The organism is Terrabacter sp. AAH1, from assembly GCF_054456855.1.
Genome location: NZ_JBTJJV010000001.1, coordinates 617,266 through 630,846 on the forward strand (window position 1 = coordinate 617,266; position 13,581 = coordinate 630,846).

Sequence of the window (13,581 nt, forward strand, 5' to 3'; positions counted from 1 at the left end):
GTGTCCGGCCTGCTCATCATCGGCTCGTCCCAGGCGGGGGTGCAGCTCGCGGTGTCGCTGCGTGCGCTGGGCCACGAAGGTCCGATCACCTTGCTGGGCGAGGAGAACCACCGGCCCTACCAGCGGCCGGCCCTCTCCAAGGAGTTCCTCCAGGACGTCATCACCAAGGAGTCGCTGATCTTCCGCACCCAGGAGTACTGGGACGAGCACCGCATCCGCGTCGTCAAGAACGAGCGGGTGGTACGCATCGACAAGCACGCGGACGGGTCCGGGGTCGCGCACGCCATCTCGGGAGCGCAGTTCCCCTTCGACCGGCTCGCGCTCACCGTCGGCGCCCGCGCCCGGCGCCTCCCGCTGCCCGGGGCGGACCTCCCCGGCGTGCTCTACCTCCGCAACGCCGACGACGCGCTCGAGCTCAAGGCCCGCGTCCCGGCCGTCCAGGACGTCGTGGTCATCGGAGGTGGCTTCATCGGCATCGAGGCAGCCGCCAGTCTGCGCAAGCTCGGCAAGACGGTGACCCTCGTCGAGGCCGGACCCCGCCTCGTCGGCCGCGCGGTCGGCGACGAGACGGCCGAGTTCCTCCGCGCCCACCACGCGGCCGCCGGCATCGAGGTGCTCCTCGGCGCCGAGGTGGGGCGCATCATCCCCCGGGCCGAGCGGGGCGACCGTGTCGGTGGGGTCGAGGTCGACGGCCGCACCATCCCCGCCGACCTCGTGCTGGTCGGCGTCGGGGTCGTGCCCAACACCGAGCTCGCCGAGAGCATCGGCCTCGCCTGCGACAACGGCATCGTCGTCGACCGTTATGCCGTCGCCTCCGACGGCGTGACCCTGGCCGTCGGTGACGTGGCCAACCAGCCCAACCCGGTGCCGGGTGCGCCCGACGGCGACCGGGTGCGCTTCGAGAGCGTCAACAACGCCGTGGAACAGGCGAAGGTCGCCGCGTACTCCATCACGGGCCGCCAGGAGGAGTACGCCGGCATCCCGTGGTTCTGGTCCAACCAGGGCGACCTCAAGCTGCAGATCGCCGGGCTCAGCTCGGGGCACGACCGCACCGTCGTGCGCCGTGACGACGCCCGAGGCCGGTTCTCGGTCCTCTACTACCGCTGCGGTCGCATCATCGCGGCCGACTGCGTCAACAACCCCCTGGACTTCATGGCGGTGAAATCCGCTCTCGCACAAGGCGCGTCGATCCCACCCGATGAGGCCGCCGACCCCGCCACCCCGCTCAAGTCGATCACGAGGAACGACCCGCGATGACTCATCCCCTGCCCCCGACCCCCGTGGCCGCCACCGGCCCGGTGGACACCACCCCCATCACACTGACGCCCGCAGGCGGGGTCGACCTCGACCCGGTGTGGAAGAGCGTCGTCCCCGAGACCCGGACCCGGGGCAACGACATCCACCTGCCGATCTCCCTCGCGTACGCCGAGCGCCTCTGCCGCGCCTACCCGCAGGCGGACTCGCGCCTCGTGCGCGTCGCGATCCTGCTCCACGACACCGGCTGGGGGCGCGTCGACGAGACCCGCATCATCTCGGAGGGCTTCGGTGGTGACTGGCGCAAGGCCGCCATCCGCTTCGAGCACGAGAAGCAGGGCTGCGTCATCGCTCGCGAGGTGCTGCCCCCGCTCGGCTACGACGAGCAGTTCGTCGACGACGTCTGCGCCATCATCGACGGGCACGACACCCGGCACGAGGCGTACAGCCTGGAGGACGCGATGATGCGCGACGCCGACCGGCTGTGGCGCTTCGACCCCGCGGGCATCGCGTTGGCATCCGGGTGGTTCGGCATGGACCCGGCGACCTACACCGACCGGCTCCGCGCCGAGATCATCCCCGAGCTGCTCACCGAGGCCGGCATCGCCATGGCGACGGCAGCCCTGGACCGCGCGACGGCTCTGCTCAAGACGGACGTGCTGCGATGATCCTCGACCGTGCGGACCTCGACCTGCCGTGGACGCACGTCGACGACCACTACGTCGACGGGACGTGGGCCCCGTCGACGGGCGACGCCCGCACCCAGGTCGTCGACCCGGCCACCGAGGAGGTCTGGGGCTCCGTCCCGGACGCCACGCCCGACGACGTCGAGTCCGCCATGGCGGCGGCCGACCGCGCGTTCCGCACCGGCCCGTGGCCGCGGCTGACCGCGGGCGAACGGGCGGCCTACCTGAGGGGTGTCGCCGACGAGATCGAGAAGCGCGCGGAGCAGCTCGCGCTCACCATCTCGCGCGAGAACGGCACTCCCCTGTCCGAGAGCCGCGGTGCCGCGAGCAACGCAGCCGGTATCTTCCGGTGGTTCGCCGGCGTCGCCGACCACCTCGACGCCGACGACGTGCGCCCGTTCCCGGCGCTGGCGGGTTCCGAGTCCGTCGTACGCCGCGACCCCGTCGGCGTGTGCGTGCTCATCGCCCCGTGGAACTTCCCGATCAACCTCGTGGCCATCAAGCTGGCGCCCGCACTCCTCGCCGGGTGCACCGTCGTCGTCAAGCCGGCCTCGCCCACTCCTCTCTCGATCCGCTTCGTCGTCGAGGCGGTCGAGGCGGCGGGCGTACCGGCCGGCGTCGTCAACCTCCTCACCGGGTCGGGGGCGGTCGGTGACGCTCTCGTGCGCCATCCGCTCACCGCCAAGGTCGCCTTCACCGGCTCGACGCCGGTCGGGCGCAGGATCGCAGCCGCCTGCGGCGAGCTGCTGCGCCCGGTCACCCTCGAGCTGGGCGGCAAGTCGTCGGCGGTCGTGCTGCCCGACGCCGACCTCGAGGCCATGGCGGCGGTCCTCGTCCGCTCGTGCATGCGCAACACCGGGCAGACGTGCTACATCAGCACCCGCATCCTCGCGCCGGCCGAGCGTTACGACGAGGTCGTCGACATGGTGACCCGCACCATCGGCGACGGCCGCCAGGGTGACCCACTCGACGACGAGACGGTGTTCGGACCCGTCGCCACCAGGGCGCAGTACGACAGCGTGCTGGACCACCTCGAGTCGGCCCGCCGGGAGGGAGCCCGCGCGACGACAGGTGGACGGGCCCGCAACGGCCAGGGCTACTTCGTCGAGCCGACTGTGCTCGCCGACGTCACCCCCGACATGCGGGTCGCGCGTGAGGAGATCTTCGGCCCGGTCATCACGGTGCTGCGCTACGAGACGGTCGACGAGGCCGTCGCCCTGGCCAACGACACCGGGTTCGGGCTCGGCGGCCTCGTCTTCTCCAGCGACCCGCAGGCCGCCCAGGAGGTGGCGGAGCGGATGGACACGGGCTCGGTCGGCATCAACTTCTTCGCCTCGAACCACAGCGCGCCGTTCGGCGGCCGCCACGACTCGGGCCTCGGCGTCGAGTACGGCCTCGAGGGTCTCGCCGCCTACGTCACCTACAAGTCGATCCACCGCCGCACGCCTACACGGGGGTCCAGATGAGCACGCCGACGACGAGCAGGACCACGGTCGGCATCGTGGGGGCCGGGCCGGCCGGCCTGATGCTCTCGCACCTGCTGCACCGCGCCGGCATCGACTCGATCGCCGTCGACAACCGCAGCCGCACCGAGATCGAGCAGACGGTGCGCGCCGGCATCCTCGAGGCCGACAGCGTGCGCCTGCTCGTCGACACCGGCGTGTCCGACCGCGTGCTGCGTGAAGGCCACGCCCACGACGGGATCGAGCTGCGCTTCGGGGGCGTCGGCCACCGGATCGACTTCAAGGGACTCGTGGGCGAGTCGGCGTGGCTCTACCCGCAGACCGACGTCTTCGTCGACCTGGCGGCCTCACGCGAGCGCGACGGTGCCGACGTGCGGTTCGCCGTCACCGACACCCGAGTCGAGGACGTCCTCGGCGACCGGCCACGGATCCGCTTCACCGACTCCTCCGGCGCGTCGCAGGTGATCGAGTGCGACTACCTCGTCGGCGCCGACGGGTCGCGCAGCATGTGCCGCCACGAGATCCCGGAGGCGCAGCGCCGGCAGTTATCGCGCGAGTACCCCTTCGCCTGGTTCGGCATCCTCTGCGAGGCGCCGCACAGCGCTCCCGAGCTCGTCTACGCCCACTCCGACCGCGGCTTCGCCCTCATCAGCCAGCGCTCCGAGACGCTCCAGCGGATGTACTTCCAGTGCGACCCCGACGAGGACGTCGACGCCTGGAGCGACGACCGCATCTGGGAGGAGCTGCAGTCCCGCGTGAGCGGGCCCGACGGTTTCACCCTCAAGGAGGGGCCGATCACCGACCGATCCGTGCTGCGCTTCCGCAGCTTCGTCTGCGAGCCGATGCGCCACGGCAACATGCTGCTGGCGGGCGATGCGGCCCACACGGTGCCGCCCACGGGCGCCAAGGGGCTCAACCTCGCCCTCGCCGACGTCAAGGTGCTGGCCGAGGTGCTCGAGCAGGCGGTGCGCACCGGCGACAAGGACGTGCTCGACACCTACAGCCCGCGGGCCCAGTCGCGGGTGTGGAAGGCCCAGCACTTCTCCTACTGGATGACGAGCATGCTGCACTCGGTCCCGGGCGCCACCGACTTCGACCGTCGCCGCCAGCTGGGCGAGCTGGCCATGGTGACCGGCTCGGAGGCCGGTTCCCGGTTCCTGGCCGAGGCCTACACGGGCTGGCCGGAGCGCGCGTCGGGTCGCGGCTGAGCGGTCAGGTGCGCTCGACCCCGCGCAGCAGCAGGGTGACCACCCCGTCGGCCCAGCCGCGCCGGGCCCGTCCGTGCCGGAGCAGCTCGCCGAGGTAGGCGCCGAAGGCGAGCCCCGCCAAGGCATCGGCGTCGACGTCGGGTCGCACCTGCCCGTGCCGGATGTCGGAGTCGATCTCTTGCTGCAGCTGCGCCAGCCGCGCGCCGAGCATCCTGCGCAGAGCTGACGCGAAGGCAGGGTCGGAGCCGGCCAGCACGGCGGCGACCGCACCGCGACCGACCTGCTCCTCGACGAGCACACGCACCTGCTCGAGCAGCCAGCGCAGCTTGTCCGTCAGGGGCAGGTCCGCGTGCGGCAGGGAGGCCTCGGTCATCCGGTCCAGGGTGGCTGCGATGAGGGCGTCACGGTCGCGGTACCGGCGGTAGACGGTCGTGCGGGCGACCCCGGACCGGGCCGCCACCCCGTCGACGTGCACTGCCTGGGGGCCCTGCTCACGCATCAGCTGCAGGGCGGCTCCGGCGATGCGCTCGTCGACGGTGGCGTCGCGCGGTCTTCCGGCGGGCACCACGCACCTCCTCGGGAACAAACGACGCCTCAAATTCGCTACACCAAATGTAGCGTAATTGAGCTGCGGTGAGACACCGCGGAAGGAGTGGCACCCATGCCCCCCACCACGACCCTCGTCTTCGGCGCAGTGGCGATCCTCGTCGTCGTCGCCTGGTTCGTGTTCGGCGTCATCGACGGGACGCGCGCGGAGCCCGACCACGACTCCCGCAGCGACCCCCGCAGCGACCCCCGCACCGACGCCGGCACCGACCCGTCGCACCAGAGAACCGGCGGCTGAGCACCCCTCGCGCGGGACGGCGGGGCCGTCGGGGACGGGTGCGGGGACACCGCCCCCGACGGCTGACCGGGACGGCCCAGGGGAAGCCGTGGACCGGTCGGCACGAGCGGCATGTCAGGGGAAACATGATCACTCGAGGCGCGGGAAGAGGTCGCCAGCCCGCAGCGTACAGATACCCCATGAGGTATGTGCATGGAAAGGTTAATACCCCTTCGGGTATGTTCGTCAAATCGGGCTACGATCTCGTCCGTCTCCCTCACGCCCAACCCCACCCAGGAGCCTTTCGTGGTCACTCTCAACAGCGAAGACATGACGCCCGTCCTCAACCGGCTCCGTCGGGCCCAGGGGCAGATCGGCGGCGTCATCCGCCTCATCGAGGATGGTCGTGACTGCCGCGACGTCGTGACCCAGCTCGCGGCGGTCAACCGCGCTCTCGACCGCGCCGGGTTCGCCATCGTCTCCTCAGGACTGCGCGAGTGCCTGGCCTCGCCCGAGGGCCTCACCTCCGAGGACCAGGCCACGATGGAGAAGCTCTTCCTCACGCTCGCCTGACGGTCCGGGGCACCGCTCGTCGTACTCTCCCCGGAGACGTGTCGATTCCGGGCACGGTCGTTCGTGTAGCAGGTGTCGACGCGGTCCGGAGTCACCCGGGCCGCCACTGAGCGAAGGAGCAGACGCATGGCCGAGTACCTCCTGTACTTCAACCAGCAGTGGGTGGGCGACCACCCGGAGGAGTGGTTCCGAGGACGCGGGCCGCTGGCCATGGGCGTGGTCAACGACATGAAGGCCGCAGGCGTGTACGTCTTCGCCGGTGGCCTCGAGGAGGAGGACGGCCCCGTCTACCACGCCGACCCCGACACCGACAGCGGCACGGCGATGGTCACAGACGGCCCCTACGTCGAGACCAAGGAGTGGCTCGGCGGCTTCGCGATCGTGGACGTGCCCGACGACGCGACCGCCACGATGTGGGGCGCCAGGATCGCCGAGGCGTGCGGCTGGCCCCACGAGGTCCGCCGCTTCAAGCCCCAGCCGCCTACAGGTTGAGCGGTTCGAGGTGAAAGCGCGTCGCATCTGACGCGCTTTCACCTCGAACCCGGCGGGTGGCTCCGGGCGCGCGGCTACGGCACGCCGGCGACGGCATACAGCTTCCAGCTGCCGGGGACGCCCTTGAGCCGATGGCTCCCCCGGTCGCTGAAGGTGATGCCCGAGCCCACGACGAGGTCGGTCACCGTGCCCGACGCGAGGATCTCGCTCGGGCCGGCGAGGGCCATGACCCGGGCGGCGAGGTGCACGGCGATGCCGCCGATGTCGTCGCCGACGCGCTCGATCTCGCCCGTGTGGGCGCCCTGGCGCACCTCGAGCCCGATGAGGTGCATCGAGTCACGGATGCGTGCGGCACAGAGCAGCGCCCGCGCCGGACCGTCGAACGTCGCGAGGAAGCCGTCGCCCGTCGTCGCGACCTCGCGCCCCCGGAAGGCCGCGAGGTTGCGACGCACGATCTCGTCGTGGGCCGCCCGGAGCCCGAGCCAGCGGTCGTCGCCGAGCCGCGCCGCGAGGTCGGTCGAGCCGACGACGTCGGTGAAGAGCACGGTGGCGAGCTCGCGCTGCGTGGGGATCTCGGGCGACGTGCTCGGCGCCGCGCTGAGGAACTGCGCGACCTCGCGCAGGACGTCGTCGTTCTGCGGGGTGTAGAAGGGGTAGCAGTCGGCGCCGGGCAGCTCGTGCAGCGTCGCGGCCGGCAGGTGCTCGGCGAGGTAGCGCCCGAAGTCCGCCCGGTAGTGCACGTTGTCGGTGCGCTGCAGCACGAGCGTGGGGACCGAGATGGCAGCGAGGACGGCGCGCACGTCGAGCTTCGTCACCCACTCGTACATCGTCGAGGCGGCGCCCGGCGGCATCGCCAGGCGCTGGTAGCGCAGGAACCACTCCTGCCAGCGCGGGTCGTGGGCGATGGTCGGCGCGGTGACCTCGAGCATGCGGGCGTCCTGCCCCCACCAGGTCGAGTAGCGCTCGAGCAGGATCGCGTGGGCGCTCTCCGGCATACCGATCGGGTAGTCGGGCGCGCGCAGCCAGCGGGCGTAGGAGTTGACGAGCACGAGCTGGCGCACCCGCGCGGGATAGGTCGCTGCGAGCAGCATCGCCATCGGACCGCCCTCCGTGTCACCGATGACGACGGCCTGCTTCGAGCCGACGGCGTCGAGCACGAGCCGTGCGTCGTCCATCCACTGCTCGAGGGTCGGCAGCGAGCGCAGCGAGACGGGGTCGGAGACGCCGGTGCCGCGCTTGTCGAAGCAGATGACGCGGCCCAGGCGGCCGAGCCGGCTGAAGTAGTGGGCCAGGGAGGGCTCGTCCCACATCGCGTCGAGGTTGGTGCTCCAGTTCGTGACGAAGAGCAGGTCCCGAGGCCCCTCCCCGAACACCTGGTACGCGACGTAGCCGTCGACCGACTCGACGTATGTCGTCTGCGGGCGCATCCCTCCCCCTGCGTCGTGGTCCACGCCCAGTCTGCACCTTCGGGAAACGCCGGGTGGGTGTCATCGCACGCCTTGCGACGCCGTCGACGTGCCACCCTTGCAGCCATGACCGACGCGAACGCGCCCGACGCCGCCGACGTCGCCGACCACCAGGGCGTCGCGACCCGTGTGCTCATCGGACCGGGGGCGCTGCGGCACGTCCCGTCCGAGGTCGGACGCATCGGCGCGCGGCGCGTGCTGCTCGTGACGACGCCGTCGGCGGCCGCTGCAGGTGACGCGCTCGCCGCCGCGCTGGGCGGGCGGCTCGCGGCACGGTTCGACGGCCCGAGGGTCCACACGCCGGTGGACGTGACCGAGCGCGCCCTCGCGATCGTCACCGACCACCGAGCCGATGCCGTCGTCGCGGTGGGCGGAGGTTCCGCGGTCGGGCTCGGCAAAGCGCTCAGCGCGCGCACCGGCATACCCCAGGTGGCCGTGCCGACGACGTATGCCGGGTCGGAGGTCACGCCCGTCCTCGGCGAGACCCGGGGCGGGGTGAAGACCACCCGCCGCGACCCCGCGCTCGCCCCGGGGACCGTCGTCTACGACCCGGAGCTGACCCTGTCGATGCCGCGCGGGCTCACCCTGACGAGCGCCCTGAACGCGCTGGCGCACGCCGTCGAGGCGCTCTGGGCCCCCGACCGCACACCGGTGAGCGACGCCCTCGCCACGGAGGCCGCCCATGAGATCGTCGCGGCGCTGCCCGACGTGCTCGCCGACCTCGGTGACGTGCGCGCACGGTCCAGGGTCCAGGCCGGTGCGTGGCTCGCCGGGACCTGCCTCGCGCAGACGCGGATGGGCCTGCACCACCAGCTCGCCCATGCTCTCGGCGGCACCTTCGACCTGCCACACGCGGAGCTGCACGCGATGCTGCTGCCGCACGTCATGGACTTCGACCTGCCGGCTGCCCCCGATGCCGCCGGTCGCCTCGAGCGCGCCCTCGGCACCGACCCCGTACGCGTGGTGCGCGGACTCGCCGACGCCCACGAGGGTGCGCGCCGACTTCGCGAGCTCGGGGTCCCTCGGGCGGCACTGGCGGGCGTGGCCGAACGCGTGGTCGCAGCGCCCTACCCCAACCCCCGACCGCTCGACCTCGGGTCGGTGACCGAGCTGCTCGAACGCGCCTGGTGACACGGGCCATCCCGGATCTACGCTGGAAGGCGCAACCTGTCTCCGAGGAGCTTCGGCAGTCGCAGGAGGGGTGGTCATGAAGCGGAACGCGGTCGAGCTGCGTGACGTCGGCCTACTGGCACTTCGGCTCGGCTTCGGCGCAGTGATGATGGCGCACGGCGCCCAGAAGCAGTTCGGCGCCTTCGGCGGGCACGGGATCGAGGGGACGGCCGCGTTCTTCGACGAGGTCGGTTTCAGACCCGGCCGGCTCAATGCTCGGCTCGCGGCCGCCTCGGAGCTCGGTGGCGGCGCCCTGCTGGCCGTAGGCCTCGCCACCCCTGCGGCCGGGGCAGCCGCAGCCGGAACGATGCTGGTCGCGGGGTCGATCAGCCGCGAGCACGGCTTCTTCGCGCAGGAGGGCGGCATCGAGTACCAACTGGTCCTGGCCCTGGTGGGGGGCGCGTTGGCCCTGACGGGGTCGGGTCGTCTGTCGCTCGACCACAGCACTCGGCACGTCGTCGACAAGCCGTGGATGAGGGTCTTCGCCGCGACGTCGGTCGTCCCGGCTGCCGTCTTCGTGGTGTCCCGTCGTGAGAGGGCTTTGGCGGCGACTGCTGAGGATGACGACGCGCAGGCGAGCGACCAGCCGGGGTCCGCGTCGCAGGCGTAGGCGCTCGGTTCACGTCTACAGGCGGCGCGCCGAACCGGCACCTCGACGTGACCGCTCTCAGCCCTTCTCCGCGCCCGGCTTTGGGGCCTTCCCTCAGCGGTCGGTCATCCGGGAGTGCTCGCTCTGCAGTGCCGTGAGCGGATGCACCGCGTGAGCCCGGCGCTGCCGTTTCCCGGTGAGCACACCTCAGGCGGCGGCCGAGGACGTCGTGTCGGGTCGCGTGGCCATCGGGACGACCGTGGCCCGGCCCCGGCGCAGGAGGCCGTTGGGAAGCGACAGGCGGAAGACCTTCTTCCACGCGGACGCCACCTGACGCGGGAGCGAGCCCGTCGTGTAGGTCAGGCCGTACCTCCGGAAGAGCTCCTGCACCTGCGGGGCGATCTCCTGGTAGCGGTTGCTCGGCAGGTCGGGGAAGAGGTGGTGCTCGATCTGGAAGCTGAGGTTGCCGGTCATGAAGTGCATGGCCTTGCTGCCGCTGATGTTGGCCGAGCCGAGCATCTGGCGCAGGTACCACTCGCCGCGGGTCTCCCCCACGATCGAGCGTCGCTCGAAGGTCTCGACGCCCTCGGGGAAGTGGCCGCACATGATGACCGAGTGGGTCCAGAGGTTGCGGATGAGGTTGGCCGTGGCGTTGGCCGTCAGCGTGCTGAGGAACGACGGGCCGGACAGGAGCGGGTGGATGACGTAGTCCTTCGTCATCTGGTTGCGGATCTTCTTCAGCGTCACCTTGGCGCGCGCCCGGAAGTCGGGGTCCTGGCGTCGCTCCTTGGTGGCGAGGTTCTTGCCGAGCTCGAGGTCGTAGGCCGCGATGCCGTACTCGAAGAAACAGGCGTTGACGAAGTTCCACAGCGGCTGCGCGGCGTAGAGCGGCACCCAGCGCTGGTCCTCGTCGACGCGCATGATGCCGTAGCCGAGGTCGTTGTCCTTGCCGATGACGTTCGTGTACGTGTGGTGCAGCTCGTTGTGCGAGTGCTTCCACTGCTCCGAGGGGCTGGCGTTGTCCCACTCCCACGTCGTCGAGTGGATCTTCGGGTCGCGCATCCAGTCCCACTGGCCGTGCATGACGTTGTGCCCGATCTCCATGTTCTCGATGATCTTGGCGACGGCGAGGCCGGCGGTGCCGACGAGCCAGGCCGGCGGGAACATCGACACGAGAAGGACTGCGCGAGAGCCGAGCTCGAGCTTGCGCTGGGTGGCGATGACCTTGCGGATGTAGGCCGCGTCATCGGCGCCGCGGGTGTCGATGACGGACTGACGGATGGCGTCGAGCTCGACGCCGATCTGCTCGATGTCCGCGGCGCTGAGGTGCCCGATGGGGTTGTGGGCCTTCTTCTGCAGGACGGTCATGGTGACTCCTCTTGGGGTCTGGTCTCAGTGGTCAGTGGTCGATGACGCAGGCGCCGGCGGCTGCGGAGATGCACGTCTGGATCGGGACGCCCTGGCCCTCGGTCTCGCCCGGCGTCGCCGTCGTGACCTCGCCGGTGCGCAGGTCGCGCACGGCGCCCTCGCGCAGCGGCAGCACGCAGCCGAAGCAGATGCCCATGCGGCACCCGGACGGCATGAGCACGCCGGCGGCCTCGGCAGCATCGAGGATGGGTGTCGCGCCGTCGGCGTCGACCGTCGTGTCGGAGCCGGTGAAGTCGACGGTGCCGCCCTCGCCGACGACGAGCGTCGTCGCCCGGAACTGCTCGGTGAGCAGGCCCAGCCCGCGCTGGTCGTGGTGTCGCTGGAGGGCGTCGAGGAGCCCGCCGGGGCCGCAGGCGAGCGTCGTCCGCTCGAGCAGGTCGGGCACGAGGATGTCGAGGTCGTCGACGTCGAGCACGCCGTGCTCGTCGTCGTAGCGGGCGACGAGGCGGATCAGGCCTGCCTCGTCGAGGGCCCGGAGGTTGTCGATGAAGATCGAGTGCGGCTCGCTCGGCGCCACGTGCACGACGACGATGTCGTATGCCGCCGCGCGGGGCAGGCGTACGACGCCCCCATCGGCGACGGGGAAGAGGTTGCGCAGCATGCCGATGACCGGCGTGACGCCGGAGCCGGCCGTGACGAAGAGGAACTTGCCCCCATCGGTGGGCAGCACGAACTCGCCCTGCGCCTGCTCGAGGTGCACGAGCGTGCCCGGTCGGGACTCGCGCACGAGGTGGTTGCTGACCAGGCCGTCGGGCACGGCCTTGACGGTGATGGAGATGTTGCCGTCGGCGCGCGGGCCGTGGGTGAGGGAGTAGGCCCGCCACTGGCGTACGCCGTCGACGTCGACGCCGACGCGTACGTACTGCCCCGGCACGTGGCCGGCCCAGTCGGCGCCCGGGCGGATGACGACGGTGGCCGCGTCGACGGTCTCGGGGCTGACCTCGACGATGCGGCCGCGCAGGTCGGCACCGGGGCGCAGCGGGTCGAAGAGGTCGAGGTAGTCGGCCGGCAGGAGGGGCGACGTCGCGCGCTCGGCCAGGGCGACGATCCGTCGGCGCAGCGACGGTCGGGCGGCTCGGGTCGAGGGTGCTAGCAGGCTCATGTCTCCAGCATGACTGACAGACAAGGGTAAGATCCTGACCGCAGGGCGTGAAGAGTGTGGGAACTCTTGTTCGGAGGGAACAGTTGATGGCGTCAGAGCCTGCCCGGGCGACCGCTCGAGGCGCAGCAGACCTCCAGCTCGACCACGCCGTGCTCCGCCAGCTGCGTGAGCGCCTCCCCGCCATCGCTGCGACCACGGTCGCGGCGGTGGTCGACGAGGTCCCCGACTACCGCGGGGCGCTCGGCGGGGTAGCGGGCGACACCATCGAGCGCGCCGTGCAGATGGCCATCGCCGGCTTCCTCAAGCTCGCGGGCGGGGGCCGGGACGTCGACGCGAGCACGCCACTGGGCCCCACCCGCGAGGGCGCGTACGCCCTGGGGCGCGGCGAGGCGCGGGGTGGACGGTCGATGGACAGCCTGCTCGCGGCATACCGAGTCGGGGCGAGGGTGGCGTGGCGCGAGCTGGCCGCCGCCGCGGCCGACGCGGGGCTCACGGCAGCGACGATGGCGAAGTTCGCCGAGCTGCTCTTCGCCTACATCGACGAGCTGTCGGCGGCCAGCGTCGCCGGGCACACCGACGAGCTGACGACCAGTGGCCGCGTGCGAGACCGCTACCGCGAGCGGCTCGGTCAGCAGCTGCTCGCCCGTGCCGGTGCCGACGTTCTCGCCGCGGCCGCTGACCGCGCCGAGTGGACCCCGCCGGCGTCCCTGACCGCGGTGCTGCTGCCGGCAGCCGAGGCCCGCCGCGCCGTCGCCTCCCTCCACGCGGACACCCTCCAGGTCGGCGAGGACCTGCAGGGCATCGAGGACGCCGACCCCGACCACCCGCTCACCCTGCTGCTCGTCCCCGACGCGGACGGCACGGGGCGTCGGCACCTGCTGCGGCAGCTGCGGGGGCGCCACGCCGTCGTCGGGCCACCGCGCCCCTGGGCGGAGGCGCGGTCCTCCTACGACCGCGCCCTGCGAACGGCGGCGCTGGCGCGGCCGTCGCGCACCGGCGCTGCGGTGGACAGCGAGCGGCACCTGGCCGACCTCGTGCTGACAGCCGACACCGAGGCGCTGGCCGACCTGCGCGACCACGCCCTGGCCCCACTCGCCGATCTGTCGCCCAGCACGCGGGAGCGGCTCGCCGAGACCTTGCTGTCGTGGCTGCTGCACCAGGGCCGCCGCGAGGAGGTGGCCGCCGCCCTGCACGTGCACCCGCAGACCGTGCGCTACCGGATGGGGCAGCTCCGCGAGCTCTACGGCGACCGTCTGGCCGACCCAGCGGTGGTGCGTGAGCTCGTGCTCGCTCTCTCCCCGACCCGGTGACCCGCCCTGCTTGGCCG

Annotated in this window: 14 protein-coding genes; 10 read left to right on the plus strand and 4 right to left on the minus strand. The window is 71.8% G+C overall.

What is annotated here, in order from left to right:
• The 4 genes from ACXR8F_RS02925 to ACXR8F_RS02940 are packed head-to-tail and all read left to right on the plus strand — an operon-like array spanning position 1 to position 4,611.
• Complete coding sequence (locus tag ACXR8F_RS02925) at positions 1 to 1,257, plus strand: NAD(P)/FAD-dependent oxidoreductase (protein ID WP_045191434.1); 1,257 nt, start codon at positions 1 to 3, stop codon at positions 1,255 to 1,257.
• Positions 1,254 to 1,922 (plus strand): HD domain-containing protein, encoded by a 669-nt coding sequence (locus ACXR8F_RS02930; RefSeq protein ID WP_458798652.1) that lies wholly within the window; start codon positions 1,254 to 1,256, stop codon positions 1,920 to 1,922. The genes ACXR8F_RS02925 and ACXR8F_RS02930 overlap by 4 nt, the downstream gene beginning before the upstream one ends.
• Positions 1,919 to 3,406, plus strand: coding sequence for an aldehyde dehydrogenase family protein (locus ACXR8F_RS02935; protein ID WP_458798653.1), 1,488 nt, complete (start codon positions 1,919 to 1,921; stop codon positions 3,404 to 3,406). Before ACXR8F_RS02930 ends, ACXR8F_RS02935 begins: the two co-directional genes overlap by 4 nt.
• The gene (locus ACXR8F_RS02940) at positions 3,403 to 4,611 is read left to right on the plus strand and encodes a 4-hydroxybenzoate 3-monooxygenase (RefSeq protein WP_458798654.1); all 1,209 of its coding nucleotides are present in this window, start codon (positions 3,403 to 3,405) and stop codon (positions 4,609 to 4,611) included. Before ACXR8F_RS02935 ends, ACXR8F_RS02940 begins: the two co-directional genes overlap by 4 nt.
• 4 nt (positions 4,612 to 4,615) lie before the next feature.
• Here ACXR8F_RS02940 and ACXR8F_RS02945 read toward each other — a convergent pair whose 3' ends face one another.
• Complete coding sequence (locus ACXR8F_RS02945) at positions 4,616 to 5,176, minus strand: TetR/AcrR family transcriptional regulator (protein WP_458798655.1); 561 nt, start codon at positions 5,174 to 5,176, stop codon at positions 4,616 to 4,618.
• Between the two features lie 96 nt (positions 5,177 to 5,272).
• Between ACXR8F_RS02945 and ACXR8F_RS02950 the strand changes: the two genes are divergently transcribed.
• From ACXR8F_RS02950 to ACXR8F_RS02960, 3 genes are all read left to right on the plus strand, one after another.
• Positions 5,273 to 5,455 (plus strand): hypothetical protein, encoded by a 183-nt coding sequence (locus ACXR8F_RS02950; protein ID WP_458798656.1) that lies wholly within the window; start codon positions 5,273 to 5,275, stop codon positions 5,453 to 5,455.
• A 309-nt stretch (positions 5,456 to 5,764) separates the two neighbouring features.
• Positions 5,765 to 6,007: a metal-sensitive transcriptional regulator gene (locus tag ACXR8F_RS02955; RefSeq protein WP_458798833.1), complete on the plus strand. Its 243-nt coding sequence runs from the start codon at positions 5,765 to 5,767 to the stop codon at positions 6,005 to 6,007.
• A 126-nt stretch (positions 6,008 to 6,133) separates the two neighbouring features.
• Complete coding sequence (locus ACXR8F_RS02960) at positions 6,134 to 6,499, plus strand: YciI family protein (protein ID WP_458798657.1); 366 nt, start codon at positions 6,134 to 6,136, stop codon at positions 6,497 to 6,499.
• 74 nt (positions 6,500 to 6,573) lie between these two features.
• Here the strand turns inward: ACXR8F_RS02960 and ACXR8F_RS02965 are convergent, their stop codons facing one another.
• Positions 6,574 to 7,950 carry an adenylate/guanylate cyclase domain-containing protein gene (locus tag ACXR8F_RS02965; protein WP_458798658.1) on the minus strand — a complete coding sequence of 459 codons (1,377 nt, stop codon included), beginning with the start codon at positions 7,948 to 7,950 and terminating at the stop codon, positions 6,574 to 6,576.
• A gap of 81 nt (positions 7,951 to 8,031) precedes the next feature.
• On the opposite strand from ACXR8F_RS02965, the gene ACXR8F_RS02970 reads away from it, so the two are divergent.
• Complete coding sequence (locus tag ACXR8F_RS02970; protein ID WP_458798659.1) at positions 8,032 to 9,096, plus strand: maleylacetate reductase; 1,065 nt, start codon at positions 8,032 to 8,034, stop codon at positions 9,094 to 9,096.
• Between the two features lie 76 nt (positions 9,097 to 9,172).
• Positions 9,173 to 9,745: a DoxX family protein gene (locus ACXR8F_RS02975; RefSeq protein WP_458798660.1), complete on the plus strand. Its 573-nt coding sequence runs from the start codon at positions 9,173 to 9,175 to the stop codon at positions 9,743 to 9,745.
• Between the two features lie 186 nt (positions 9,746 to 9,931).
• Here the strand turns inward: ACXR8F_RS02975 and ACXR8F_RS02980 are convergent, their stop codons facing one another.
• Positions 9,932 to 11,092: a fatty acid desaturase family protein gene (locus tag ACXR8F_RS02980; RefSeq protein ID WP_458798661.1), complete on the minus strand. Its 1,161-nt coding sequence runs from the start codon at positions 11,090 to 11,092 to the stop codon at positions 9,932 to 9,934.
• 31 nt (positions 11,093 to 11,123) lie between these two features.
• Positions 11,124 to 12,254: a flavin reductase family protein gene (locus tag ACXR8F_RS02985; protein WP_458798662.1), complete on the minus strand. Its 1,131-nt coding sequence runs from the start codon at positions 12,252 to 12,254 to the stop codon at positions 11,124 to 11,126.
• Positions 12,255 to 12,340: 86 nt separating this feature from the next.
• Between ACXR8F_RS02985 and ACXR8F_RS02990 the strand changes: the two genes are divergently transcribed.
• Positions 12,341 to 13,564: a PucR family transcriptional regulator gene (locus ACXR8F_RS02990; RefSeq protein ID WP_458798663.1), complete on the plus strand. Its 1,224-nt coding sequence runs from the start codon at positions 12,341 to 12,343 to the stop codon at positions 13,562 to 13,564.
• Positions 13,565 to 13,581 lie beyond the last annotated feature (17 nt).